We start from the raw sequence: 25844 nt of genomic DNA, 5'->3' as shown, positions 1-25844 counted from the left end.
GAAGATTTAAACAAGACCCAGGTACATATTTGAGCAACATTGAAAGCAAATGGAACGGGCACAACTAGTCTATTGTGCTAGTTGTGCCGTCTAAGAAAAAAAACGCACCACAAAAAATACATGGGTATTAATTACTATCAAATGATAATTTTGACCATTTATAGCCTTCCAATCTCCTATTACATTCTAATACATTTGGGAAAACAGTTAAAAATGTAAAAATTTCGAACTAGTCTGATATAATTCAACATAGTTTATTAAATTTCTTGTTAAGGAGGGGTAATGTAGGACTCAGAAACAGCATTTAATCGTTTTATTATTTTAACAAGGAAAGAGAGGTAATCGAATGAAAAAGAAGTTTGTAAGGAATACCATTGGATTTACAATCATCGTCCTTCTTTTAGGGTTACTATTCAATGGGTCTGATAGCTTTCAAACTAGTTTACAACAAGCAAAAGCGAAAACCCATCCATCCGCTGAATCCATTTTAGCTTCCCTGACACCCAAGCAACTTAACTCCCTTCATAAGCTGGATGTGAAACAGGCAAGTGGCCTGCAACTTGATCCCGATGTGGACACCTCAAGTGAAAAGGAAATTTCGGTTATTGTGCAATTTAAACAACAGCCACAAAGCGTCGCAGTTGTACATGCAAAATTAAAGGGAAAAAGCTTATCTGCCAGTCAGGCAAAAGACAAAGTAGCCCAATCTCACGAGAGTTTCAAGAAAGATCTAGCGGCCATATTTAAAGAAGATAGAAAACGTCGAACAACAACCTTTAAGATTAAAAATGAATATAAACATGCCTTTAATGGCGTGGCCATGACGCTTCCTGCAAATAAGGTAAAAAAGCTTCTTAAGTCAGATGTTGTACAAGCAGTTTGGAGTAACGGCACTGTTAAATTAGATGACCCAAAACCAAATGATAAAGCAATGGATTCAAGCGTATCTTCATCAGAAGGCATGTCAGAAAGCAATTCCTTTTTGGGTATAGATAAGCTGCACGAAGAAGGGTTTACTGGCAAAGGGGTAAAAGTTGGCGTTCTTGATACGGGTGTCGACTATAATCATCCAGATATCAAAGGGGCTTATAAAGGAGGCTATGATTTTGTAGATAACGATAATGACCCAATGGAAACAACTTATGAAGATTGGAGAAAGTCCGGACGTCCAGAAAAAAGCGGAGGTAACACATACTATACGTATCACGGCACCCACGTTTCCGGAACCATCGTTGGCCAACATAAGAATGATTCTAAATATAAAACAATGGGCATTGCACCTGATGCAGATTTGTATGTCTATCGTGTTCTCGGTCCATACGGAACAGCACCATTCAGCCAAATAATCGCCGGAATTGACAAGGCAGTAGCGGATAAAATGGACGTGATAAACCTTTCTCTAGGAGCGAGTGTAAATGATCCTCTCTCACCATCAGGTATAGCGATCAATAATGCGGTACTAAGTGGCGTGACTGCAGTAGTGGCGGCAGGAAACTCAGGGAGCAATCCATACACTGTAGGGAATCCTGGGGGTGCTGCATTGGCCCTTACAGTAGGCGCAAGTGATGTACCTATTACAATCATAACTTCTAAAGGAACACTACATGCTGGTAAAGACAGTGCAGCTGCTGATTTACAATTACTAGCAAAGGGCTACGATGATGATATTAACGCTTTGAAAGGTAAGGATCTTCCCATTGTAGATATCGGTCATGGAGATGTATCGGATTATAAGGGGAAAGATGTAAAAGGCAAAATCGCTCTTATTGAGCGGGGTAACATCACACTTAATGAAAAGATTGAAAATGCCAAAAAACAAGGTGCAGCAGCGGTTATTATTTGGAACAATAATGCGGAAGAAGGTTTCATCCAAGCTTATTTGGGGGAAGGAAAAGATTTTATCCCAACATTTAGTGTTACAAATGAACAGGGGAAAGAGCTTGTGGAAAAAGCAGCAGAAGATGCAGCAACCTTCTCATTTGATGACATGGGACAAACCAAAACAGAAGGTGATCACCTCGCGTCATTCTCCTCCCGCGGGCCTGTTGCCGGCACGTATGATATTAAGCCGGAAGTCACAGCACCTGGCGTATCAATCATGTCCACTGTGCCGTCTTACATGCAAGGGGAAGACAATATAGGAAATTACAAAAATGCTTATGAACGTCTAAACGGCACATCTATGGCAACACCTCATGTGGCAGGTATTGCTGCTTTATTGAAGCAGGCTGATCCAACACTCACACCGGCTGATATAAAGGCAACGATCATGAATACAGCAGATCCATTACAAGAGGATTATAGTGTCTATGAGGTAGGAGCGGGCCGTGTTGACCCCGTTGAAGCCATCCATTCTAAATTAGAGATCGAAGTTCATGATACCACAGCAATGTTTGACAACCAAGATCAACCCATTGATATCGTGAATCTTACAGGCGCACTAAGCCTGGGATCATTTGTTGACTACGGCAAAAAGTACAGGGAGACTGAACTGCTGACTCTTAAAAATAAATCAAAAACAACACAAACTTATGATGTGAAGGTCAATTATAAACAAAGCTTAAAAGAATCACGAAACGCTAAGAAAAATGGTGTTAAGTTAACTACTAACGCCACAGTAAAAATCGGTGCATCAAATGAAACAGAAACTAAGGTATCCCTTATTATCCCACGCAAAGCCCAAAAAGGGGTTTATGAAGGGTACATCACCTTTACCAATCATAAAGACCCAAAAGACTCGTACCAGGTGCCATTTGCCTTCCGTTATCAAGCAGAAGGAATTAAGGAATTACAAACAACGTTGCCTGTAATGAGTGACAGTGAAAGATTTGAGCAGTATGCACCAATCCAAGTTAAAGGTACGAATGTTGTATTTAAACTAAGTGCCCCTATGCAAAGAGTTGATGCGTTTTTAGCCGATGGTAATGATGGCCATGAGCTTGGCTATATTGCAGGAGCGGATGTATCCAATAACTTCGAAGGGTATTATATGCAAATGGCGCCTATCTTTGGATATGGAAAATACTACCCGTTTACGGGCAATTCTAAGATGCCAATTTCCGATGATACAGTGACGGCACCTCCTGGGCACTATAAAATTAAATTAGTAGCTACAGGAAAGTCAGGAAAAACATTTTCTAAGTCCGTGGATATTTATATTGATAATAACAAGCCTAAGCTGAATTTAGATATGCAGCAGTCTAAAGTCATTGAATACAAAAAGGGACAAAAAACATATCCCCTTTCAGGCACCATTCTGGATCCCGAAATGAAGGCTATTCAAGAAGCTGGAATCGAAATGGATTCATCCAAAAACGATATGACGGTCTATCGTTATAGGAATTCGATTGTTCCAAATCAGCCAGAATTATTCCCGCTAGCCTATATAGGAGTAGAGAAAAATGGACATTTCAGCTGGGATATTCCACTGGACCAACCGGTCAAACAAGTGAGAATTCTTGGTCAAGACCGCGCAGGCAATGGGTTATATAGTGAGGCACCAATCATTACCTTTGTAGAACGAGGGACAACATATCTGCAAACAACTGCAAATAAAAAAACGATCAACTATAATGAGACCTACCACAACACCGTGTCCGTTAAGCATGCAAGAAAGTGGACCGGTGGGACATTCAGAATTTCGTACCCTACAAGATACTTAGGCTTAGTAGATATCAAGCCTACTAAAAAGCTTAAAAAGTTAGGGAAAGTAACGATTACAACTGAGGATAGCGGAAAGGATGCTTTATATTCTTTTATTACCGTGTCCTTAAAAGTAAAAGGCAAAAAAATCAATGGAGATGTACCGCTGCTTGATGTATCCCTAAAGGCGGGCGAAAAAGCACCAATCGGTTCATTTCTAGCAGGTGTACGAGTACTTGATGCAACGGCCGTTACAAAAAATAAGAAAGAGATAAATGTACCCTCTGATGCAGGGCAGATCGTTAATATTGTTCCTAGTTACTCAACAGAAACATTCAATTTAAACCCGCAAGCAATTAAGGCGAACACACGGGACATGGGTAAATCAGGCACGGATATAAAAGTAACAGATCAGTCAGGCAAGGAATTTAAAGGCTATTTCCGTGCGGCTCTAACTGGATCAAATACACAAAATAGTTTTGTTGTCGATCATGTGCCGTTAACAAGTAAAACCTTAACAATTGAAGCAAAAATCCCGGGGCATACCTCTGCTGCTAAGACAGTCAAAATTGGGCGCGAATTTCATGGTAAATGGATTGGTACTTCTTTCAGGACTGTTGATGTTAGACCATCCTATGCTGGCGATGTAAATGGCGACGAGGTCATTGATATCCGGGACGCTATTGCCATCGAAAAATACTGGGGTAAGAATGACCGAAACGCAGATATTAATTTTGATGGAAAAGTCGACATGAAGGATTTCGCATTTGTGGAACAGAACTTCTTGTTCAGCAATCCAGAAGCAAACAACACTCCGAAACCAAGGAAGAAATTCAGGGGCAAGACATTACAAAGCATTAAAAAGGAGTTAGAATAGTCCAGTTAAATAGCATTTAAGTTAACTGCATGTTGAAAAGAAGTATGTAAGCAACAGCAAGGAGCAATAGCCCATAGCTATTGCTCCTTGTGCAGCCTTTTCTGAACCCTTTAAGGTTTCTCTGCCATTTTATTTCACTGGAATTGTTTGAATCCCATTTTCCGATAAAGCTCGAACATTGTTTTTTCTTCTTTAAGTTCTTCTAAGACCATTTCTGCAGCAGAAACATTTACGATTCTACCATTGATACTAATCATACTGGTATCCTGCGATTGTAATTCGCTAGAGTAAAAACTCTTTAATCGTTAAATAATTATATACAGCACCTAATAAGTTTGCGTCGTTTGAATATTTGCATTTTTGTACATTTGGATAAACCGGTGAAACATCAACGTTTTCTATTAAAATATCTAACTTTTCATAAATACGAGATACAATATCATCACGGAAACTAATTGCTCCGCCAATGACAATCATATCAGGGTCATACATATACTGTAGGTTATAGATGCCTGTTGCCATAGTTTCAAAAAATTCATCAATCGCAACTTGGCAATCCGCATCCCCATTTTCTGCATATTGGAAGACTTTTTCCCCATTCCAATTCTCTTCCTTACTTTTCTTCAAAGATACAACCTTACTTACGAGACTTTTCGTCGACCCTTTCTTTGACCATCTAACAAAGCGTTTTGTCTGATAATCTTGCTCGACCAACATGTATCCGAACTCCCCGCCGTGAAGATGACTTCCCGTATGCAGAACTCGATCTTTTATTACGGCTCCACCGATTCCAGTTCCACAAACAATAAATAAGACATCCTTCGCATGCTTTGCCACACCGTTCCATACTTCCGCCAATGCCGCGCAGTTTGCGTCATTTTCCATAATTACGTTAAACCTTGTAGTCTTTTCAATATGTTCACGAATGTTTGGACCATGTAAATAAGGCAAGGCACTCGTTCCTTCTATAAAACCCGTTTCATTATTAACTGCCCCCGGAGCGCTAAGAGCGATTCCATCAATGTTATATAGTTGTTGTAATTTCTTTGTTATAGCCGCAATTGATACAACTAGTACATCTATACCTGCTTTTGGGGTTGGGAAGCTTCCTTTTTTAACAATATTTCCACTGTTATCCACAACCCCATATTTGACATTGGTTCCACCAATATCAAACGCCATGTAGTTCATGATCCGTACCTTCCTTTTCCTATTTATCTTCAATACCCGTAATAAAATCTTTATACCAATATCGTTTATTACACCCTAACAAAGGCCTTAATTGTGGCAATTTCCTTTCCTTCGGAATTTCCATAAGGTCTAATTGTATACTCTTTTACACATTCTGGAATAATGAACGTTTCGGCATATCGAATAACAAATGGAGAAAAATCCCCTGTCGGGCTTTCAACAATTGCTTCTTCTCCTTCTACTAAATTCAAGACATTTACGCTGTTATGGGTAGAATGAAGAACGGGTTTAAAGAACCAGTGACGCCGTGTTTCAATAAATTCCCTTTCATGCAGTCCTGTTAGTTCTTCTCTCCAACCATCACCCTCAGCAATGCCTTCTACTCGATTGATTAAGTTTTCCTCGACCCATTTTGCATCACGATCCCATTGAATCACCCTTTCTCCATGGTCAATATGAACGGGTCTTGGCAATCCATCCATTCCCACTCTTCCCCAATCCCATAATTTAAAGGTAAAAATATAAGGTGTTGCACTTATTTCTAATACCATTACATTTTTTCCAGAACAATGAATCGTACCAGCTGGAATTAAGAAATGATCATGCTTTTCAGCTTGAACCTTATTAATATATTTATCATCTGGGAAAGGAAGTTCACCTTTTTCTGCTTCTCGTAAGTCATTCATCATTTCAAACGGATCAATATCTTTCTTTACACCAAGATATACAACAGCATCTTCTTTCGAGTCTAATAAATAGTAGCTTTCATCTTGTGTATACTGCATTCCAAAATGCTCTTGTATATATTCTGTTAAAGGGTGAACTTGCAAGCTTAAATTTTGTCCTCCCATTGTATCTAAAAAATCAAAGCGTATTGGAAATTCATCTCCAAATCTTGCATGAACTTTATTGCCAAGTAATTCTATAGGATGCTTAAACACAACATTAATAGAAGGTATTTCAACACGAACTTTCCCGTATCGCAAATAGATACTGTTTTCTTCGGGCACCCCATCAAAGCTCCAAGCATAATTCTCGACATTCGGGTCTAAACCACATACTTCCTTCATCCATTGACCTCCCCATACTCCCGGATCAAAATACGGAACGAGTCTGAAAGGTCGCTGTGACACTTGTTTAAGACCTTCAAGATAGGCTTCCTTCGTGATAAATTTCGGGTTTTCTTTTTCATTCGTATCCAATAAAAAGTCTAATTTTTTATACAGCTGTTTTTTATGCCGGTCAGCGATTCTCCATTCAAAGAAGAAGCCTCTTTTATACTTTCGCAAAATATCTTCATTGTAATTGTTCATTTTCCAGTTCGGTAACTCTCCTGAACGAAACCTTTGTTGAATTTCCCACCGGGCTAAATCGGCATAAATCAGGATATCACCTTCTGAAATCAAAGAAGCTCCCACGCCATAGACAACAATTAACCCTTCCTTTTGGTTGTCAATTAAGTTCTTTACTTGTACAAGCTTGTTATGATCAATAAACTCAGTAAGCTGGTGACAAGACAACACTCCAAATACCCTGTCATCTGTTAAATTCCGTTGAATCATCTCAGTGATTTTATCACCAGAATAAAAAATATCGTCTGAAAAAATGACGGTCTTAGGATTAAGAGGATTGATTAAATCTTTCTTAATCTCCTCGTAACGAACACCCGGATAGCAGTCAATCACCAAAATTCTTTTATCGTAAAGCGAAGAGGCTTTTCTTTTTAACGCTCTAACGATATCTTTGTATCCTTGCAAAGCACATTGATCATAGTCGCTTACTTCTATTTCAGGAAATTTATTATATGTGGCCATTTCATCATTCTCCTCTGCTATAATTTAGCAAAAAGCAACCTAAGAATCGGAACAACAAGATCCATAGCTCATTTTTCAGCATGAAAAAAAGCTGTTCTGGCAAGTACCAATGAACCACAAATTCCTGCATCGCTTCCTAACTTAGGCGTGGCAATGTACTCTCTAATATTTTTAAGTATTAATTCATGCTTAACATAACCATTTAATAAATTCTGTACATTCTTCCTAATGAGTGGAAGCAATTTCTGCTGAGAGGCTACCCCGCCTCCAACAATCACCTTTTTGGGAGAAAGCGTTAAAATAAAGTTAGCAATCCCCTGTGCAAGATAATAAGCCTCTAGTTCCCATACCTCTTCTTTTGCCGTCAACTCTTGTCCCTTTTTCATCCATCTTTGCTCTATCGCTTGCCCGGATGCCAATCCTTCTAGACAATCCTTATGAAAAGGACAAACACCTGGAAAGAGGTCATCTGGATGGCGTTTTATAAAGACATGTCCCATATCAGGATGAATGAGTCCATGCAGCAGTTCTCCATTTACAATCGCACCTACGCCTATACCTGTTCCTACTGTCATGTAGATACAACTATCAATCCCTGTTGCTGCTCCCCAGGTTTGTTCACCTAACGCTGCTGCATTTACATCTGTATCAAATCCTATAGGCATTGAAAAATGTTCCTTTAACATCCCAACAATATTTGTATCTTGCCAAAAATATTTTGGGGTTGAAGTGATGTACCCATAAGTTGGACTATTTACATTAAGGTCTAATGGCCCAAATGTACCAACACCAATAGCTTTTATGTTCTCTTCAGAAAAATAGGTAACAATCTTGTCTAATACCTCGTCAGGAGTTGTTGTGGGAAATATAATTTTGTCATATATACACCCATTCTCATCACCAATTCCACAAACAAACTTTGTTCCACCTGCTTCTATCGCTCCTATTAACATGCTGTCACCTTTCTTTATTAACACTATTATTAAGCCATAAATAGAAAGCCACGTTTTTAAAAACGTGACCCGTTTATTTATTGAGGTAGGCTTTTTATAGATTTTCGCCCTTTAGATGAATCAATTTATACATTTTTATCATTTCCTTTGCCAAATCTCGTAAGGTCATGGCCGTCATTAACTGATCTTCTGCATGCATAAATAATAAAGAAAAAGGTACTTCCTCTCCGTTTGCTTCTTTTTGTATAAGATCCACATGCCCATGGTGACCTTCTAAAAGTTGCTTATTTGCTTCAGTAATCTTCGTTTCCGCTTCATCATATTTTTTTTCATTAGCTAGACATAAAGCTTCCATTATAAGTGATTTAGCAGTACCGACAGAACTAATTATTTGAAATGAAGCCAATTCTAAACCTTTCATATTCTCCCCCCATAAAGTAGTTTTTTAACAAACAAGATACTTTCAAACTTTTCGTCAAAACAAATAATCACTTAATTTTTTAATAAGGATTCCCTCCGCTTCTTTAGGAAACAAAGAAACAAAGTTTTCATATATATCATCTTTATGTTTATCTTTTGGTAAGATATATCCTTGGTAATCTTCTGCATATCCAATAATGAATGTTAACTTGTTTTTGTTTATACTTTTTAACAACATTCCCGTTTTTGAAAATATCTCTCCCGGAATAGCAATCAACTGCACATCACCAAAATTTATTACACTACACACCATTTTTATTGTACGGAAATAAGGACTGATACTTGGCTTTTTTATTCTTTCTAATAATCTCAAGTACTCTTTTAATTCCTGAGATTCATTTTTATTAGATATAGGAATAAAAGTACTGATATCAGTTATTTTCTTTTCTAACATGTCTTTCAAGTCATCTCTTCTTTGGAAAGAAAAAAATATGTCATAACGTTTTATTTCGTCTATAAATACCTCTTCTGACCTTTTTTTTAATATATATATAATTTGTTGTGCAAGCTTTTCACCAATTCTTTTCGCTTCTTTTATGCTTCTTTCCTTTCTATTAAATCTTGTACTTATGTCTCCAGCTGCCCCGTTTAAAACACTTATAAAACAGCCATCTAGTTGAATAGAAAGATAGTCACGCATATAACCTATTAAATCTGCTGTAATGCAAGATTGATCATTTATTACTGTAGGGTGACATGCAAGATTAATTAGTATTGCTTTTGTTCTCCCTAGCTTTGTAACAAAACGAAGAACATATAAATCGTTATCATATAAATCTTCTTTGCAAATGCGGTTCCCATACAAATTTTTTGATACACCTTTTGATACATATAGGCGAACTTTTTCTAAAGAATTAAAACTTGCTTGTATGATCTTTAATACTTTTTGTATTAGAAATAATTCATACTCCTTATTTCTATATAAATGGTCTGTTAAAATACCGTTATTCATATGCTGTGGAAAACCCTCAGGAGACGAATGCACGTGAACGGCATTTATTAAGACGTTAGAACCTTCAATCCCGTATGTTTCAAAAATTTCCTTTTTCACTTTAGATACAAATTCACTATCTACCCCTAATAAATCAAATGTCAGAAATAAAAATCCTATCTTACCCTTCTTCACAATCAAAGAATGTATGAACAAATCATCATATATTACTAGTTTATCTTTATTTTTTGGGGTAATAATACTTTTGCTAGCACCACAGAAAATTCCCATTAAATCCTCACTCCCATAAAGAGTGCAAATTACGTAACCTTAAATAGGGTATCTTTAAAAAAACACGACTGACTTCTATAAAGACAGTCATGTTCATTATTGACCCTTATTTTTCGATTCCAAATAATGTTATTAGTTTGTTTACAATAGACTCAGCATTTGCTGTTGCATAGTCCTGTTGATTAAATACTTTTACTGGAATTTGGTTATTAACCATCTCTTTTATATTATCCAGTTGATAACGAACTTGGGGCCCTAATAAAATAATGTCTGCTTTTTGATGTTCTGTTTGTGCTTGATCAACCGGAACGGCCCATACCTCAGCTTCCTTACCAATCCTTTTAAATTGATCTTTCATTTTTTTTGCTACAATACTTGTAGATGCCCCGGCATTACAAACTAATAATACTTTTATCATCACATATCAACTCCATTTTTTAATATATAAAAAATTTAAAGTTCATCCGCTGTAGAAAGCAACTCCGTATGCCTGTTTTCTATATCCTTTTCTTGATTTGCTAGCTTAATTTTTTCATCTAACCTAACAAATGGGATATAAATGAGTATCGAAATGACTAACAGCGCTATAGAAACAATAAGCCATTTAAAATCTCCACCTGATCCTAATATCGGCCTAATTAATTGTGGTGTCGTCCACGGCGTTAAATACGAGATTTTGTCTACCAGGCCAATTAATGTGGCAATATACCCTACTGATAGACCAACTACAATATTGAGAGCAAACGGAATTAAATACAATGGGTTTAATATTAAAGGGATGCCAAATACCAAAGGTTCGCTTATATTAAAAAGAGCCGGTACAAGGGCAATCTTTGCTATGATCTTATGGGATTTCATCCTTCCCACAATAAAGAAGGCAATGATTAATCCAAGTAAATTACCTGACCCCCCTATTTGTGTCACTACGTAAATAAAATCATTAGAAATAATATTTACTGGTTCTAAACCCTTTTGAATAGCTTGCATATTATCAAGAATGTTAAGTTGCAATATTGCATCCACGGGGCCTGTAATAAAACCTCCGTGAATACCTAAGAAAATAAACATGGAATTGACAAGCACTTGATATATTGTGATTCCATATATATTTGAAACAAGTGCTCTTAATGGTGTTCCAATAACCGCATTTATCATATCAAGCAATGTTCCCTGATCTAACAAACTTATTCCAAATGCGACAAGCCCAACGGCTGTCACTGTTATAGCATAAGGAATAAGGGACATAAATGATCTTGATACTACTTCAGGGACTGAATCCGGCAATTTTACTTGTAACTTTCCAAATTTAGAGAAGTACATAAATAAATTTGCAGACAAAATAGCTACTATGATAGCCACAAACATGCCACTAACAGATGTATAGGTTGTCGTGTACACCCCATTAACCGTTACTGATGACTTCATTCCAACCGGAACGATGTCTACAGTTAAAGGCATAAAAACAATTAATGATGTAACACTGACAATAGCAGTTGTAATGGCATCTTTCCCCTTTTTCTGCGCTAAATAATAACCGATTAAAAAGGCGATAAATACTGCCAAAAAGTTTAATGTCGCATTAGTGATAATATCGCCAAGCCGCATTATCCCACTATATTTTCCCATTATAGTCTTTGTAGTATCCCACAGGCTAAACAAACCATTTTCAGGATCTAAAATAACATTGTTGAAAAAGATAAACATTGATGCCAAAATAGTTAGCGGTGCTGTTGAAATAAACGCATCTCTTAGTGTTGTCAAATAAATATTCTCAGATAGTTTTGTAACAACATTCATCATTTTGTCTTTGAATGTCACATTTTTATAGTTATTTTCTTTCATTACTCACACTCCCTCCACTTTAATGAATTTTGTAAGCAATAAAAACTAATTTTCTTCGTAATAAAAAGAGACGATTCCTGTATTCAAGCCGCGGCAAGTTTCAATGGAATGTTGTGGAGAACAATATTCTCCCCCCCAAAAAACGGAATAGGAAAATTCATGAAACCCGCCTAACTCAATACCGAAATTTGTTTCCCAAATGTTATTCATTGCCCATGAATACAACAAATCTGAATTCTTTATATGTTCTGTATCACCGTGTAATACCACTTCCTTAGCATCTAAAGACCCCATTTGAATAAGTGGTGTATCAGGTGTACAAATGACTAATCCTTGGTCATTTGAAGTCATTGCTAACCCTTCTTGGATACAATAGAAATCTACACAAGTCCCTGGCAACTGATCGATTCTCGGTCGAATCAATCCACCCGTTTTCTCAAACCATGTTTCCGTTTCTACTGCTTGATTTACAGCAAAAGGGAGTGAAATGTATACGTTTTCCGGTTCCCACACACTATCCTTATTTACTCGAATAGAAGCATCTACACGCGGTGAATTTGCATATGCTTTTAAAACTAAAGAAAAGTAGCTAACACCTTCCATTTCATACTGGAGTTCTACTTTAGCATATAGTGGACCGATAGAAAGCACTTTCACATTTGTTAACTTCCCGCGATCTCTCTCCACATGAAATCCCTTTCTATTCCTGCCAAGATGCCTTCGGACAGATCCGATATCTTCTCCTTCTCGCTTCTTCGTTATTTCATAAATCGGTGTAAACGCGTTATAAAGACGATCTCCACGTAATAACTCCTTTTTTTCTTGTTTGTCGATCCAGGAAACGATGCCATCGCCTTGTTTCCATACTATTTTTACAAAAGGTGTTTCTAATCGGAACATATTGGCTTCTACTGGATTATTCGTATTTAATTTTGCTACGTCATTCACTTTGTCCCTAGGTACAGGAGATAAAGAAGCAATTAATTTTTCTTGTTTGCATGGCATTAGTTCGATAATCTTTTCTTCATAAGGAGCGAACTCTAGCTCTACATACAATTCAATCTTCTTCCCTGAAGAATCTAGATTTTCAGTTTGATAAACTAAATCATTTCCGTTTCCTTTTTCTACTACTTTAAATCCATCCTTTAGTAGGATTGTTTGCCATTTTCTAAGGACAGGCAGCTTTACTACTTCTTTTACTGATAATGGGTTTGGATTAATCAATTTAAATGTTAGAGGACGATTTACACTTAAAAGCACTTCCCCTTTTTTATAAAGGATCTTATCTAACGCCTTCCACGCTCTTACATGTGCTTGAGTCGCATACATATCTTTTCGAAAACGTAGAGATTGAGCTAGAGATGACCATGGTTTACCATTAGCCAATGCCGATCCCCAGGTATGTTCTGAAAAGAGTATTAAGTTGTTTTCAAGTTCTTCAATTTCGCTTTGTTCAATATATTGATTTTCTGTATTGAGTCCGTTTATTGCCCGTAACTTTCTCTGCGCTTCGCGGAACAATTTTGTACTCTTTGGTGTAGAACCAACTCCATCAGACCACCAATCCGGCCAATCCCCACTATAAGTCGGAATTTCTTTGTCTGTATTTTTTAATTCTTCGAATAAATCATGAACTGTAGTCATTTCAATGAAAACTTCGTCACCATACATGCCGTTCCAAGCTTCGATAAAATCCATGATGTGACCATTGGGAGGACAATTATCCCCGTATAATCCTGAAACAGTGATAGGTATAAAGTTGTACTTATATTCTTGATTCTCCAATTCTTGAACGTAAGAAGTTATTCGTTTATATACATCCTTTAGCACGTCCTCATGTAATACTGGCGTTGTGACGAAATTTCCCTGCTCTTCCTTTTCAATCATGACTAATGGTTCGATTCCCAAATCATTGCCCAAATGATAATGATCACCATTCCAAACTAATAAACGTTTACCATTTGGCATCTCCCACCAAAAAGGTTCTTGCCTCTTCAATGGGTACATGCCGTGGTGAGTATGAACACAGGTAAATAAGTTTTCAATGCCCGTATCCACTAGAGCATTTCCATAACCTTGACTACACCCATTAATATCCACGTTCATTGAAGAGTTTACCTTTACACCCATTGAATCAGCGTACTCTCTTGAGGCCTTTAATTTAGACACTAATACTTGCTCATCTATTAGCTCTGATAAATGTAGATAATCACCTGTTAATTCAATTGTGCCCTTTTTTATCGCCTGCTCCAGTCGTACAATCCATTCTTTACTCTCTGATTTCAAAAATGATTCTACAGACCAATATGCTTCACATGTCCATTTAAAGCCGTTCCAATCTCTTCTTTCACCTGATTCAATTTTTTCATTAATTCTAATGACTTGTTTTAGAAAATCTATACTTAATTGCTTAATTTTTTCCTGTCTATCGGTAAAACCAATGTCTAAATGAGAGTGTTGAATTAATTTTATTTTATAAGGTCGCTGCCGATTGTTCACATAATCCCTCCTCTATTTTTTATTTTCGCTTTATCATTTCAAACCCATTATTGTCATTAAGCTCTTGAAAGAACTCCCCGCTTTTCTTAATGCTTCTTTCCATGGAATCCAGATCTACTCTGATCAAACCGTAACGATTTTTATAACCATTCATCCAAGACCAATTGTCCATTGCTGTCCATAAGTGATAGCCCTTGACATTGCTTCCTTCTTTTAAAGCTTGGTGGACATACTTTAAATGCCCTTTAATAAATTGGATTCTGTAATGGTCATTGACTTGTCCATTTTCGATAAAACGCTGTTCGTTTTCGACACCCATTCCGTTCTCCGAAATGAAACATTCGATGTTTCTGTAATTGTCACGTAAATTAATTAAAATGTCATAGATCCCTTTTTCGTATATTTCCCAACCTCTGTGCGGATTAATTTTGCGCCCAGGCATTTCATAAGGATCAAAGAACCATTCAGGTAAAAACGGTGATTCCTCATTCGCCTTATACATTTTCGCTTTTACTCTTCGTGGTTGATAATAATTGACCCCTAATAATTGAACCGTATTTTCTTTAATGATTTGCAGGTCTTCTTCGGTGTATACCGGTAATTGATCATACTCCTTTAACAATTCAATCAACTCTTGCGGATATGCCCCTTTCACGCAAGGATCTAAAAAACTGCGATTAAAAAATAGATCCGCATAATTGGCTGCCTTCAAATCATGTTCATTATTACCTCTTGGATAAGAAGGGGTAAGGTTTAAGACAATACCGATCTTTGATTGTAAATTCAACCTTTTAAACGCTTTCACCGTTTTTGCATGTGCTAACACTGTTCCGAATGCAACCTGGGCCGCTCGTTTGAAATCAACGATATTCGGATAATGAAAATCGTATAAATAACCGCCTTCAACTGGTACGATCGGTTCATTAAAGGTAAACCAATTGGCAACTCTGTCACCAAACAATTCAAAACATACCTTCGCATAATGAACATAAGCATCGATCACTTCCCGACTTTCCCAACCGCCTCTTTCTTGCATAATATAAGGCATATCAAAGTGGAATAGCCCGACAAATGGTTTGATATTGTTTTGAATTAATTCATTGATCACATTGTTGTAAAATTCAACTGCCGCCTCATTAACTTCACCGAAACCGTCAGGGATTAATCTACTCCACGAAATCGACATACGAAATGAATTATGCCCTGTTTCCTTTAGTAGCCTAATATCCTCTTTATATTGATTGAAAAAGTCTGATGTTATCTCAGGACCTACCCCATTAAAAAAGCGATTCGGTTCAATGGCATACCAATGTTCCCAATTCGTTACACCTTTACCTGTATTACCTTTCCCTTCGGTTTGCTCAGCCGATGTTGCACTTCCCCACCAGAAATCTTTCGGAAATCTATAAAACTTTGCCATTTAATCATCTCCAACTACTTTTTATTTCTCAATTTATCGCCAAAATGGAAACAATGAATCCCATGAATCATTTTCTATAGTTTTTGTCCATTTGTATGAATCACATTTTTATACCAATAAAAACTTTTTTTCTTTATTCGGCGTAGATCTTTTTCATCCGTTTCATCACGGTTAACATAGACAAAACCATAACGTTTTTGGTATCCATTTTTCCAACTTAATAGATCGGTGAAGGACCAAGTACAATAACCTAATAAATTGACACCATCCGTGATTGCCTCTTGGCATTGTTCTAAATGTGAGCGTAAATAGTCGATACGATAGTCATCATTTATGACATCATTTTCTTCTATTTTGTCGTATTCTCCCAAACCGTTTTCCGTAATTAATATAGGTAACCCATAACGACTAGTAATTCTGCGGAGACCAACCCTTAGTCCAATCGGGTCTATTTCCCAATCCCAGTTTGTTGTTTCTAATTGCGGATTCCGTTTTGTTTTAAATAACCCTGGGATCCCGCCTTCTCTAGACTGGCCTTTCTTTCCTGTTGTATTCTTTTGGGCAGCGCCAACTCCATCTAAAGGATTTATCTCATACGTATTTGTTCGATAATAATTAAATCCTACAAAATCCGGTGTACCATCAGCTAATAATTCCATATCACCATCAAGGATCGTTGGGGCTAAATTGTGCTTGCTCAAATACTTCCAAGCAATGCTAGGATACTTTCCTAAACAATAGACATCGAGCCACCAATGACTTTCAAACTCTTCAGCATTTTCGGAGGATAAAGTATTTTCGGGATGACAAGTAAACGAATAGGCGGGATTATAAGCAAAACTTGGCCCGATATTTCCATCTGGTACATATAATCTAAACGATTGGATCGCCATGGCATTTGCTAAATTAGCATTGTGATTCGCCTCATACATCCGCTTATGATCCTTCACTCCTGGTGGATGTGTACCAAGTGCATACCCCGAGCCAATAAAAATATTTTGTTCATTTAATGTGACCCAATATTTCACTCGATCCCCGAACCTCTTGTAGAGCGTTATGCAGTAGTTATTGAAATCCTCTATGATTTCCCTAGATTCCCAACCGCCGTATAATTCCTGTAACGCTTGCGGGATGTCCCAATGATAAAGTGTAATAATTGGTTTGATATTGTATTTTAACAACTCATTAATTAAATCATCATAAAATTGTAAACCTATTTCATTTACAGTGCCTTTTCCTTCCGGATAAATCCGAGTCCATGAAGTTGAGAAACGATAAGCCTTTAATCCCATTTCTGCCATTAGAGCTACATCCTCTTTAAAACGGTGGTAATGATCTACTGCAACATCACCATTTGTACCCTGAAATGTGTTCCCTGGAATTTTAGAAAACACGTCCCAGATCGAGGGACCCTTACCATCTTCATTCCGCGCACCTTCCACTTGGTAGGCTGCTGAAGCAGATCCCCATAAGAAGTTTTTAGGAAAATCATCTAATTTTTCATGAAGCAATATTCCCGCCTCCATTTTCAAAATATAAGAAAATTATCGGTTAAGATTTTGCTCGAAATATTTTTCCATCATTCAGCAACAATAGACTTTTGTTAAGAAACCCCTTACAAAAAGCTTTGTAAATATTATATATATTTTTAAAACAAAAGTCTATACCTTTAAATAAAACATATATATCAAATTTAATAATATATATATATCTAAGTGGTTATTTGGTATACTGGATTTTAAGAATGTGCAAAAATAGAATGCGGTTATTAGAGATAGAAGATTTAAATTTGTAAAAGTGGAGGGTAATTAAATTGAAAGAAAAGTATAAAATCATTTACGAAGATATACGAAATAAAATTTTTTCTAAAGAATACGAACCAAATGAAAGAATACCCGATGAGAAGACACTATCCCAAAACTATTCATGCAGTAAAATGACGATAAAAAGGGCGGTAGATATGCTCGTACTTGAAGGCCTTCTGCATAAACGCCGAGGTTCTGGCACCTATGTAAAAGAACCCACTTCCAGTAATTTCACATCTACCAGCAGACATTTGTTCGGCTTCAGCAGAAGCCAAGCAGGCAAAAAGGTTTCATCAAAAGTTATCGAGTTCTTGGTTGTTCAAGCGGATAAAATCATTACCGAAAAATTAAAATTAGAAGATGATGAATTTGTTTATAAAATTATTCGCGCCCGATACGTGAATGAAAGACCACATGTTTTAGAAGAAACGTATATGCCAATCCATGTTATACCAGGGATTAAACGTTCACATGTGGAGGGATCCATTTATCATTATATTGAAGAAGAGCTTGGGTTAACGATTCAAAGTGCTCATAAAACAATACGAGCGGACAAGCCGAAAAAACTTGATAAAGAGTATCTATTATTAACTGACATTGAACCTGTTGCTGAGGTTGAGCAAATTGTCTTTCTTGATGACGGCCGCATCTTTGAATATTCAAAATCCCGTCATAGATATGATGAATTTAAATTCGAGTCTGTATCTGTTAAACTTTAATAATAATTCAAGTTATATTTTCATATCTTAAGAAAAACAGTTCATCTAAAGAGTGAATCCATTATACACGGATTTCACTATGCTTCTTTAATTTAGTGGCATTTAACTTAAGAAAACTTTTAGGCCCAGAAGAACCAGCAACGTTGGTTCTTCTGGGCCTATTAAAGATTTAAAAAAACTAGCTTCTTCGCTAAAATCTATGGGTTTGAAAAGGAGATTACTTGACTACGCTAAAACGGTTGTACTGCCTCCGGAATCAATGAACAGCTTCCAGTAACACATCAACAATGTGCACTGCTTTAACTTTATGGTCAAGGCCTTTTCTTTTAACCCCTAACTTCATCTGCAAGAGACAACCTGGATTTGCCGTGACAATGGTTTGTGCTTCAGTTTCTTTTGCATGCCTCATCTTATCATCGAGAATTTGCATCGACATGTCTTGCTGAACAAGGTTATAAACGCCTGCTGAGCCGCAGCATTGATCGGCACCTTTCATTTCTTTATAGGTAACACCTTTGATCGCCTTCAGTAGTTGACGCGGTGCACCTGACGTACCCATCACATTTCGTAAATGACACGAATCCTGGTAAGTAATAGTTTGTGGTAGCAAGGAAAGATCTTTCTTATGGAATTCGAGTTCAACAAGAACTTCTGAAATGTCTTTCATTTTTTCAACAAACTTCCTGGAACGTTCCTTCCATTCTGGCTCATCTTTTAACAAATGATCGTATTCCACTAGGAGTGCCCCGCACCCGCCGGCATTTGAAATAATATAATCGACACCCTCCATCTCAAAGGCTTCAATATTTCGTTTCGCAAGCCTTTTTGCCTGCTCTTTTTCTCCACTGTGAGCATGCAACGCTCCACAGCAGTTCTGTGTTTCGGGAATCCATACATCACATCCCGCCAATTGCAAAAGTTCTATTGACGCATCATTTGTTTTCATGAACATTGTATCCATGAGACAGCCAGAAAAAAAAGCGACTTTCTTTTTCACTTCTCCGTTTGCTCTTACTTCTATCGGGCGATTCTTCATTTGTTTTGGCGACGGGATGTCGGGCAAAATGCTTTCCATTTCGGCTAAGTTTCTGGATATAACCTTTAATACTCCCGTTTTTTGCGTCACTCCCTGCAATCCGCTTTTCTGATAAGCCCAAATTAAACCGTTCAAGCGACGCATCCGGTCCTTTTTCGGAAAAAGTTCATCAAACACAACTCGCCGCAATACTTTCACCGGTAAGGAATACTTTTTCCTTTGGGCTAAAACGTCTCTTGCTTCTTCTAAAAGGTGGCCGTATTTAACCCCTGAAGGACACACAGGTTCACATGCTCTGCAGCCAAGGCAAAGGTTAAGCTGCTTTTCAAAGTCTTCATCTGGCTCAATTAACCCATCGACGACCCCTTTCATTAAAGCTATTCGTCCCCTAGGTGAAGCGGGTTCGTTGAGATCTGTTTGTGTATAGGTCGGGCATGAAGGGAGACAAAAGCCGCAGCGCATGCAGTTCATTAATTCATCGTAGTCTAATCGTTCTTTCAACTCTTGCTGCATTGTTGTTTTACTCATACTCCGACCACCACTCTTTTTCTGCTGTCTTTTGCAAACATTTTGCCGGGGTTCATAATGCCGTTCGGATCAAATGCAGCTTTAAGCCCTCGCATCGCTTCGATCCCTTCCCGGCCAAGCTTCCATTCAAGATAAGGGGATTTCATTTCTCCGACTCCATGTTCACCTGTTATCGTTCCGCCCAATTCAATTGCTTTGGCAAAAATTTCTTCAAACGCTTTTTCGACTCGTTTTAATTCATCTTTGTCACGGACATCAGTCATACAAGTAGGATGTAAATTCCCATCACCCGCATGACCGAATGTACATATTTTCACATCGTACTTCCCGGCAATTTCATTAACGGCCTTGACCATTTGTGCAACTTTCGAACGTGGGACAGTTGCATCTTCTAATATCGTTGTCGGCTTCATTCTGGCAAGTGCCGATAACGCTGACCGTCTTGCAGTACACAGCGCGGCCGCTTCTTCATCCGATTTTGCCACATCCACCGATATCGCATGTTCTTCTTCACAAATGCGCATTATTTTTTCCATATCACGTTCGACCACTTCAAGGGCACCATCTTGCTCGATTAATAAAACAGCTTCTGCATAGGTTGGCAGTCCAATCTTTGCGAAATCTTCTACAACTTCAAGTGTCGGATGATCTAAAAATTCCAGAGTGGCAGGTATGACTTTGTTCGCAATAATTTTCGAAACCGTTTTAGCGGCAGCGTCAATATCGTCATAGATGGCAAGCATCGTTTTTTTTGTTTCTGGCATAGGAACAAGTTTTAATGTTGCTTCCGTTATAACTCCGAGCGTCCCTTCCGAACCGACAAAAAGCCTTGTCAAATCATAACCAGCAACATCCTTTGCCAATTTCCCTCCTGTTCGAAAGACATTTCCGTTTGGCAACACAACTTGAATCCCTAATACATAATCACGTGTTACACCATATTTGAGCCCTCTTAAACCACCTGAGTTTTCGTTCAGATTTCCTCCAATCGTCGAAATCTTCATCGAACTTGGATCAGGTGGATAAAATAACCCTTTCTCTTCAACCGCCTTAATCATTTCTTGAGTGATCGTACCTGGTTGAACGGTAACTGTGAGATTTTCTTCATCAATTTCCAAAATCCTGTTCATCTTATTGAAAACGAGAACAACCCCTCCTTCTGTCGGACAGGTGCCTGCACAAAGATTGGTCCCTGACCCTCGTGGGACAACAGGAATTTGACAATCGTTACACACTTTTAGAATTTTCCGGACTTCCTCTGTACTGTTTGGCATCACGACCGCATCAGGCAGACTTTGAAAATTTGGCGTCGCATCATAGGAATAAGCCAACCTGCTCTCCGAGGAGTCATTGACATTTCCTTCACCTACAATGCCGATTAATAGTTCTTTAACATTTGAGTCTAACACTGAGACCCCTCCTCTTGTTACTATTGTAAAAAGGGGACCCCACTGATTTCTATGTGCGAGTCACCAAATATGAGCCAATTTTGGATTAAACTTTTGTATAGTTAAACAAAAATTCGTATTGTTCTTCCAAACCCTATATAAGATTATTCCCGGGCAGAAAATGGAGTGCTAAATAAAAGATGACACCCCCTTCCGATTCCTTTGGGTCAATACCTGTTAATTCTTTAATTTGCTTTAGCCGATAATGTAGCGTATTAATGTGGATATGCATTTCGTCAGCTGTACTTTTCGCTGACTGGTTATTTGAGAAATACGTTTGTAATGTTTTGATTAGTTCTGGATAAATGCCAAGTTTCTCAATCGTCCTATTTAAAAATTCATTTCGTGTTTCCATCGGGACTTCTTCTAAAATAATCTCTATGGAGAGTTCCCGGTAAAAAATAATGGCCCTGCTTTTTTCTGCCACCCTCAACGCTTTTTTTGCTTCTCGATAAGATTGATGGATATGGGACGTTCCAACAGTCTTTCCTACGCCAACCGCCAAATGTATACCATACTTTTGCTCACCAAACCGTTTCAGTTTCTCGAGTTGAGTTCGGAAAAAGTCTTCAGAAAAAGAACCTTCCATATTTTTCAGTATGAAAAAAAGTCCTTGTCCCCAATGTACAAGGTAGTCGTTTTCACTTGTAAAATAACGCTGAAACCATTCAAACATTTCCCTATGGATAAACTTCAATGGTTCATGATTTTCACTGTGAAGTTGAATAAGACCGCATAAATGTTTTTGATAAAGAGGAATTCCCAACATGAGCCCTCTATCAATAAAGTCTTGGTCGACCTTCGTCAAATTTACCCATTCGTAAAAATATGATTCGAGTCCCCTTGTTCTCCATTCCAATTGTTCGGCGAAGCTAGCTTCACTAATGATTAGCTCGGTCATCCGGCGGATTAGCTCTGCATAAGGCTCAACTTCTTTCGGATCACCGGTTAAGCCAATCACCCCCGCTACACGGCCCTCAAACGTTATTGGCATATTGATGCCCATTTTCACGCCTTTAAGTCGTGCTGTCATTGTTTCGTCAATATAGAGTTTCTTTTTTGTCCTGAGAACTATTTGTGCCCCTTCATGCGGTGACCCGATTCTTTTCTGTTCGGTGGAAGCGATTATGAAACCATCTATATCGACGACGATAATTTCTTCTTTTATCACTTTTTGCACCTCATTCACAATTTTCCCTGCAAGCTTTGGAAACAGCCGCACATCGCGTCATCCTTTAAATTAATATTTTGATCACGAAATCAAGCACCGAATTACAAACCATACCCTTCCTTCAACCTGATAATCAAATTTTCTATCGATTCTTCCTTAGACTCCATTATACTAAATCCGGGAATAAGTTTCTACAATTTAAAAATATATTGAAACTTTTGACCGATTGATGTTATTATACTAATAAGCCATGGTGGCAAGCGCATCTAAAATATGATTTGTAACACATTCTAGCTAGGACAAAAATTGGAGTTGATACCCAAAATGAGTAACAATTTTCTTACCTTAGAAACCGAACAAGTCAATCAAAAATCAATTAATATTGATACTGCCAGCACCAAAGAAATTCTTGAAATCATCAACACTGAGGATTGCTTAGTCCCCTTAGCTGTTCAAAAGCAGTTGGATAATATTTCCCAAGTTGTTGATGCTACTGTAGACCGGATAAAATCTGGAGGCCGTATATTTTATATAGGTGCAGGGACGAGTGGACGTTTGGGCATCCTTGATGCATCAGAATGCCCTCCGACTTTTGGCGTGGACCCTTCACTTGTTCAAGGAATTATCGCTGGTGGAACTGAGGCGATCCAATCCGCAGTAGAAGGTGCTGAGGATAGTGAAACTTTGGGTCGAAACGCCATTTATGAAAATAACATTACGGAAAAAGATGTTGTTGTAGGTATAGCAGCAAGCGGCAGAACACCCTTTGTTTTAGCTGCTGTAAATGAGGCAAAAAAAGTTGGGGCATTAACAATTGGATTAAGTAACAATAGTCTGTCTGAACTAAAAAAAGAAGCAGATTTAGACATTACACCACTTGTGGGACCAGAAGTCATCTTGGGTTCAACGCGGATGAAGTCAGGCACGTCACAAAAATTAGTACTCAATATGCTTACAACTGCTGTCATGATTAAATTGGGCAAAGTTTATGGCAATTTAATGGTTGATATGCAGTCTTCCAATTCAAAATTGGCTGATCGTTCAGTGCGTATTATTATGCATGCTACAGATTTGGATCAAAAAGATGCAATGAACTATCTAAAGATGGCTGAATTTAACGCCAAGGCGGCTATTGTGATGGCAAAAACAAAGACTGAAAAGGTTATTGCTGAGAAGCTGCTAGCCAGCGCGGAAGGTTCTATTTCAAAAGCAATTGAAGGCCATCTTGAAAAGTCCCCTGAAGACTATCCCAAAAGCAAGGAGTAGACCAATGGAGTACATTATAGGTATTGATGGTGGAGGCACTAAATCCCGTCTTTTACTAGTGGATTCAAAAGATAACCTTTTAGCTGTTTGTGAAGGTGGACCATCAAATATTAATGCTACTTCTGCTGATCAGATCAAATCTGTTTTACAAGAATTGGTTTATGAATCTCTAAATAAGACAGGATTAAAGCTTTCACAGTGTATCTCCGTATGTATTGGAACAGCTGGAGCTGGTAGGCCTGCCGAGAAAGAAATAGTACGGGCTATTCTCAAAGAAATTGGTTTTTCTAAAAAGATCATAGTAACCAACGATGTAGAAACTGCTTTGTACGGCGGAGTGGATGGTAATGAAGGTGTTGTGGTTATTTCTGGTACAGGTTCTATTTGCTTTGGCAGGAACAAAAAAGGCCAAACCTATAGATGTGGCGGATGGGGACATGTCATAGGTGATGAGGGAAGCGGCTATGATATAGGAAAACGCGTTGTCACTGCTGTGATGAAAAGCTTTGATGGGCGTGGCCCAAAAACAGAAATGAAGAACTTACTTCTTAATAAATTAAAAGTGCATCATCCAGAGGAGTTAATCCAGTATATTTACAGAAATGATATTGGAAAAAAGGAGATAGCCAGTTTAGCGGAAATAGCTAGTGAGGCATGCTCAGACCATGATGAGGCGGCTCATTCTATTATTAAATACGCCGCCCACGAATTATATTTGAGTGCAGTTACTGTTCTTAACCATTTAGAAATATCTGAAGGGATATTATCTACAGGCGGCGGAGCACTTAATAAAAATCTATATCTAAGACAAGCCTTTACGCAACTTGTTAACCGATCTCATCCACTGATACAGGTTATCCCTATGAAAAGAGATGCTGCATGGGGTGCTGTTATAATGGCAAAAGAGGAAATTTAACTCATCTTCCATAAACGAGAGAGGGATATAACAAATGGCAGGTTGTTTATTAAAAATTAAAGAAGAATTACATCATCTTAGTGAATCTGAAAGAAAAGTAGCGCATTATATTCTTAATAATACTGAAGAGGCAGTACACCTCCCTATAGGGGAACTTGCACTTAAATGTCATGCCAGCAAGACCGCCATCACTAGAATGTGTCAACGTTTGAATTATAAAGGATTTCGCGACTTTAGAATTGATTTGGCATCGGATTTCGCCTCTCAAGAACAACAGGAGCATAAATATACTGATATTAAGCCCGGAGATACCCTTAACACAATCATAAAAAATGTCTGTTACAACAATATAAAGTCTATCGATGATACCCAGCGTGTTTTGAATGATAAAGATATTGAAGCCGCTATTTCAGCAATTCACAAAGCTAAAAAGATCGTTTTTTATGGTGTCGGTGCATCTGGAATAGTGGCAATGGATGCACAGCAAAAGTTTTTAAGGATCAATAGGACCGTTTTTTCTTACCCTGATTATCATTTACAAGCCATAACCACTGCCACTTTATCAGAAGGAGACGTCGCAGTGGTTATATCAAACTCAGGTGAAACAAAAGAAACAGTTGATATAGCGAATATTGCCAAAGATAGAAAAGCGATTGTCATTTCTATAACAAGGTTTGGGAAAAACACGTTAAGTGGATTATCGGATATCAAACTATTTCTCTCTTCCCCCGAAACAACAATTAGAAGCGGGGCCATGGGTTCATTGATCGCTCAGTTAACTATTGTTGATATTCTTTTTTCAGGGGTCGCAAGCATTGAATATCCCGCCATCGAAGAATATCTGGACAGGTCAAGAGAAGTGATTACACCTAGAAAATATAAGGATTAGTTCATTAATGATAAATGATTAACATCATTAAATGACTAGTGAGACTTTACTGATTTTAAGCTTTAATTAAATAATCTGTTAATACGATAAATCAGACCATTAATTTCAGAAAGGTGGTGTATCCAT

The 25844-nt window shown here is 37.8% G+C and carries 19 protein-coding genes; 5 read left to right on the top strand and 14 right to left on the bottom strand.

All coding sequences use genetic code 11. The features are described 5' to 3' along the window. Window positions 1-346: 346 nt before the first annotated feature. Complete coding sequence (locus tag EV207_RS05185) at window positions 347-4519, top strand: S8 family serine peptidase (protein ID WP_132744341.1); 4173 nt, start codon at window positions 347-349, stop codon at window positions 4517-4519. 134 nt (window positions 4520-4653) lie between these two features. On the opposite strand, the gene EV207_RS23665 is transcribed toward EV207_RS05185, so the two are convergent. The 11 genes from EV207_RS23665 to EV207_RS05135 form a co-directional block, all read right to left on the bottom strand. After that, window positions 4654-4776, bottom strand: coding sequence for a hypothetical protein (locus EV207_RS23665; RefSeq protein ID WP_279389168.1), 123 nt, complete (start codon window positions 4774-4776; stop codon window positions 4654-4656). A gap of 25 nt (window positions 4777-4801) precedes the next feature. Next, the gene (locus tag EV207_RS05180; RefSeq protein WP_207902920.1) at window positions 4802-5710 is read right to left on the bottom strand and encodes an ROK family protein; all 909 of its coding nucleotides are present in this window, start codon (window positions 5708-5710) and stop codon (window positions 4802-4804) included. Window positions 5711-5778: 68 nt separating this feature from the next. Beyond that, window positions 5779-7524: a class I mannose-6-phosphate isomerase gene (locus tag EV207_RS05175; RefSeq protein ID WP_132744339.1), complete on the bottom strand. Its 1746-nt coding sequence runs from the start codon at window positions 7522-7524 to the stop codon at window positions 5779-5781. A 68-nt stretch (window positions 7525-7592) separates the two neighbouring features. Continuing rightward, window positions 7593-8477 (bottom strand): ROK family protein, encoded by an 885-nt coding sequence (locus EV207_RS05170; protein WP_132744337.1) that lies wholly within the window; start codon window positions 8475-8477, stop codon window positions 7593-7595. A gap of 94 nt (window positions 8478-8571) precedes the next feature. Next, on the bottom strand, window positions 8572-8898 hold the full coding sequence (locus EV207_RS05165; RefSeq protein WP_132744335.1) for a PTS sugar transporter subunit IIA: 327 nt from the start codon (window positions 8896-8898) through the stop codon (window positions 8572-8574). A gap of 54 nt (window positions 8899-8952) precedes the next feature. Beyond that, complete coding sequence (locus EV207_RS05160) at window positions 8953-10179, bottom strand: hypothetical protein (protein WP_132744333.1); 1227 nt, start codon at window positions 10177-10179, stop codon at window positions 8953-8955. A gap of 106 nt (window positions 10180-10285) precedes the next feature. Next, window positions 10286-10597, bottom strand: a complete 312-nt coding sequence (locus EV207_RS05155) for a PTS sugar transporter subunit IIB (RefSeq protein ID WP_132744331.1) — start codon at window positions 10595-10597, stop codon at window positions 10286-10288. A gap of 35 nt (window positions 10598-10632) precedes the next feature. Next, entirely contained in the window at window positions 10633-12021 is a 1389-nt protein-coding gene (locus tag EV207_RS05150) for a PTS sugar transporter subunit IIC (RefSeq protein ID WP_132744329.1), read from the bottom strand. Between the two features lie 45 nt (window positions 12022-12066). Continuing rightward, window positions 12067-14520: a glycoside hydrolase family 38 N-terminal domain-containing protein gene (locus EV207_RS05145; RefSeq protein ID WP_132744327.1), complete on the bottom strand. Its 2454-nt coding sequence runs from the start codon at window positions 14518-14520 to the stop codon at window positions 12067-12069. A gap of 19 nt (window positions 14521-14539) precedes the next feature. Then, entirely contained in the window at window positions 14540-15940 is a 1401-nt protein-coding gene (locus EV207_RS05140) for a glycoside hydrolase family 1 protein (protein WP_132744325.1), read from the bottom strand. Between the two features lie 74 nt (window positions 15941-16014). Continuing rightward, a complete protein-coding gene (locus EV207_RS05135; protein WP_424511349.1) occupies window positions 16015-17466 on the bottom strand; it encodes a glycoside hydrolase family 1 protein in 1452 nt (483 codons plus the stop codon). Window positions 17467-17753: 287 nt separating this feature from the next. Here EV207_RS05135 and EV207_RS05130 point away from each other — a divergent pair, with 287 nt between their 5' ends. Next, window positions 17754-18464 (top strand): GntR family transcriptional regulator, encoded by a 711-nt coding sequence (locus EV207_RS05130; protein WP_132744321.1) that lies wholly within the window; start codon window positions 17754-17756, stop codon window positions 18462-18464. A gap of 256 nt (window positions 18465-18720) precedes the next feature. Here EV207_RS05130 and EV207_RS05125 read toward each other — a convergent pair whose 3' ends face one another. From EV207_RS05125 to EV207_RS05115, 3 genes are all read right to left on the bottom strand, one after another. Continuing rightward, window positions 18721-20028: a (Fe-S)-binding protein gene (locus EV207_RS05125; RefSeq protein WP_132744319.1), complete on the bottom strand. Its 1308-nt coding sequence runs from the start codon at window positions 20026-20028 to the stop codon at window positions 18721-18723. Next, the gene (glcD, locus tag EV207_RS05120; RefSeq protein ID WP_132744317.1) at window positions 20025-21437 is read right to left on the bottom strand and encodes a glycolate oxidase subunit GlcD; all 1413 of its coding nucleotides are present in this window, start codon (window positions 21435-21437) and stop codon (window positions 20025-20027) included. The genes EV207_RS05125 and glcD overlap by 4 nt, the downstream gene beginning before the upstream one ends. 133 nt (window positions 21438-21570) lie before the next feature. Beyond that, window positions 21571-22698, bottom strand: a complete 1128-nt coding sequence (locus tag EV207_RS05115) for a CdaR family transcriptional regulator (protein ID WP_132744316.1) — start codon at window positions 22696-22698, stop codon at window positions 21571-21573. A gap of 273 nt (window positions 22699-22971) precedes the next feature. Here EV207_RS05115 and murQ point away from each other — a divergent pair, with 273 nt between their 5' ends. From murQ to EV207_RS05100, 3 genes are read left to right on the top strand one after another with little or no spacing between them, the layout of a single operon-like run. Further along, on the top strand, window positions 22972-23913 hold the full coding sequence (gene murQ, locus EV207_RS05110) for an N-acetylmuramic acid 6-phosphate etherase (RefSeq protein WP_132744314.1): 942 nt from the start codon (window positions 22972-22974) through the stop codon (window positions 23911-23913). 4 nt (window positions 23914-23917) lie between these two features. Beyond that, window positions 23918-24829: a BadF/BadG/BcrA/BcrD ATPase family protein gene (locus EV207_RS05105; RefSeq protein ID WP_132744312.1), complete on the top strand. Its 912-nt coding sequence runs from the start codon at window positions 23918-23920 to the stop codon at window positions 24827-24829. 34 nt (window positions 24830-24863) lie between these two features. Beyond that, the gene (locus tag EV207_RS05100; RefSeq protein WP_132744310.1) at window positions 24864-25718 is read left to right on the top strand and encodes a MurR/RpiR family transcriptional regulator; all 855 of its coding nucleotides are present in this window, start codon (window positions 24864-24866) and stop codon (window positions 25716-25718) included. Window positions 25719-25844 lie beyond the last annotated feature (126 nt).

It is taken from the genome of Scopulibacillus darangshiensis, assembly GCF_004341035.1.
Taxonomy (GTDB): domain Bacteria; phylum Bacillota; class Bacilli; order Bacillales; family Sporolactobacillaceae; genus Scopulibacillus; species Scopulibacillus darangshiensis.
Note: the sequence above shows the minus strand (reverse complement) of the source record. Positions and strands in the feature narration are given on the sequence as shown.

Bases quoted from the DNA above. Each gene is read 5' to 3' on its own strand.
- EV207_RS05185 (WP_132744341.1), top strand. From the start codon at position 347: ATGAAAAAGAAGTTTGTAAGGAATACCATTGGATTTACAATCATCGTC.
- EV207_RS23665 (WP_279389168.1), bottom strand. From the start codon at position 4,776: ATGATTAGTATCAATGGTAGAATCGTAAATGTTTCTGCTGCAGAAATG.
- EV207_RS05180 (WP_207902920.1), bottom strand. From the start codon at position 5,710: ATGAACTACATGGCGTTTGATATTGGTGGAACCAATGTCAAATATGGG.
- EV207_RS05175 (WP_132744339.1), bottom strand. From the start codon at position 7,524: ATGGCCACATATAATAAATTTCCTGAAATAGAAGTAAGCGACTATGAT.
- EV207_RS05170 (WP_132744337.1), bottom strand. From the start codon at position 8,477: ATGTTAATAGGAGCGATAGAAGCAGGTGGAACAAAGTTTGTTTGTGGA.
- EV207_RS05165 (WP_132744335.1), bottom strand. From the start codon at position 8,898: ATGAAAGGTTTAGAATTGGCTTCATTTCAAATAATTAGTTCTGTCGGT.
- EV207_RS05160 (WP_132744333.1), bottom strand. From the start codon at position 10,179: ATGGGAATTTTCTGTGGTGCTAGCAAAAGTATTATTACCCCAAAAAAT.
- EV207_RS05155 (WP_132744331.1), bottom strand. From the start codon at position 10,597: ATGATAAAAGTATTATTAGTTTGTAATGCCGGGGCATCTACAAGTATT.
- EV207_RS05150 (WP_132744329.1), bottom strand. From the start codon at position 12,021: ATGAAAGAAAATAACTATAAAAATGTGACATTCAAAGACAAAATGATG.
- EV207_RS05140 (WP_132744325.1), bottom strand. From the start codon at position 15,940: ATGGCAAAGTTTTATAGATTTCCGAAAGATTTCTGGTGGGGAAGTGCA.
- EV207_RS05135 (WP_424511349.1), bottom strand. From the start codon at position 17,466: ATGGAGGCGGGAATATTGCTTCATGAAAAATTAGATGATTTTCCTAAA.
- EV207_RS05125 (WP_132744319.1), bottom strand. From the start codon at position 20,028: ATGAGTAAAACAACAATGCAGCAAGAGTTGAAAGAACGATTAGACTAC.
- murQ (WP_132744314.1), top strand. From the start codon at position 22,972: ATGAGTAACAATTTTCTTACCTTAGAAACCGAACAAGTCAATCAAAAA.
- EV207_RS05105 (WP_132744312.1), top strand. From the start codon at position 23,918: ATGGAGTACATTATAGGTATTGATGGTGGAGGCACTAAATCCCGTCTT.
- EV207_RS05100 (WP_132744310.1), top strand. From the start codon at position 24,864: ATGGCAGGTTGTTTATTAAAAATTAAAGAAGAATTACATCATCTTAGT.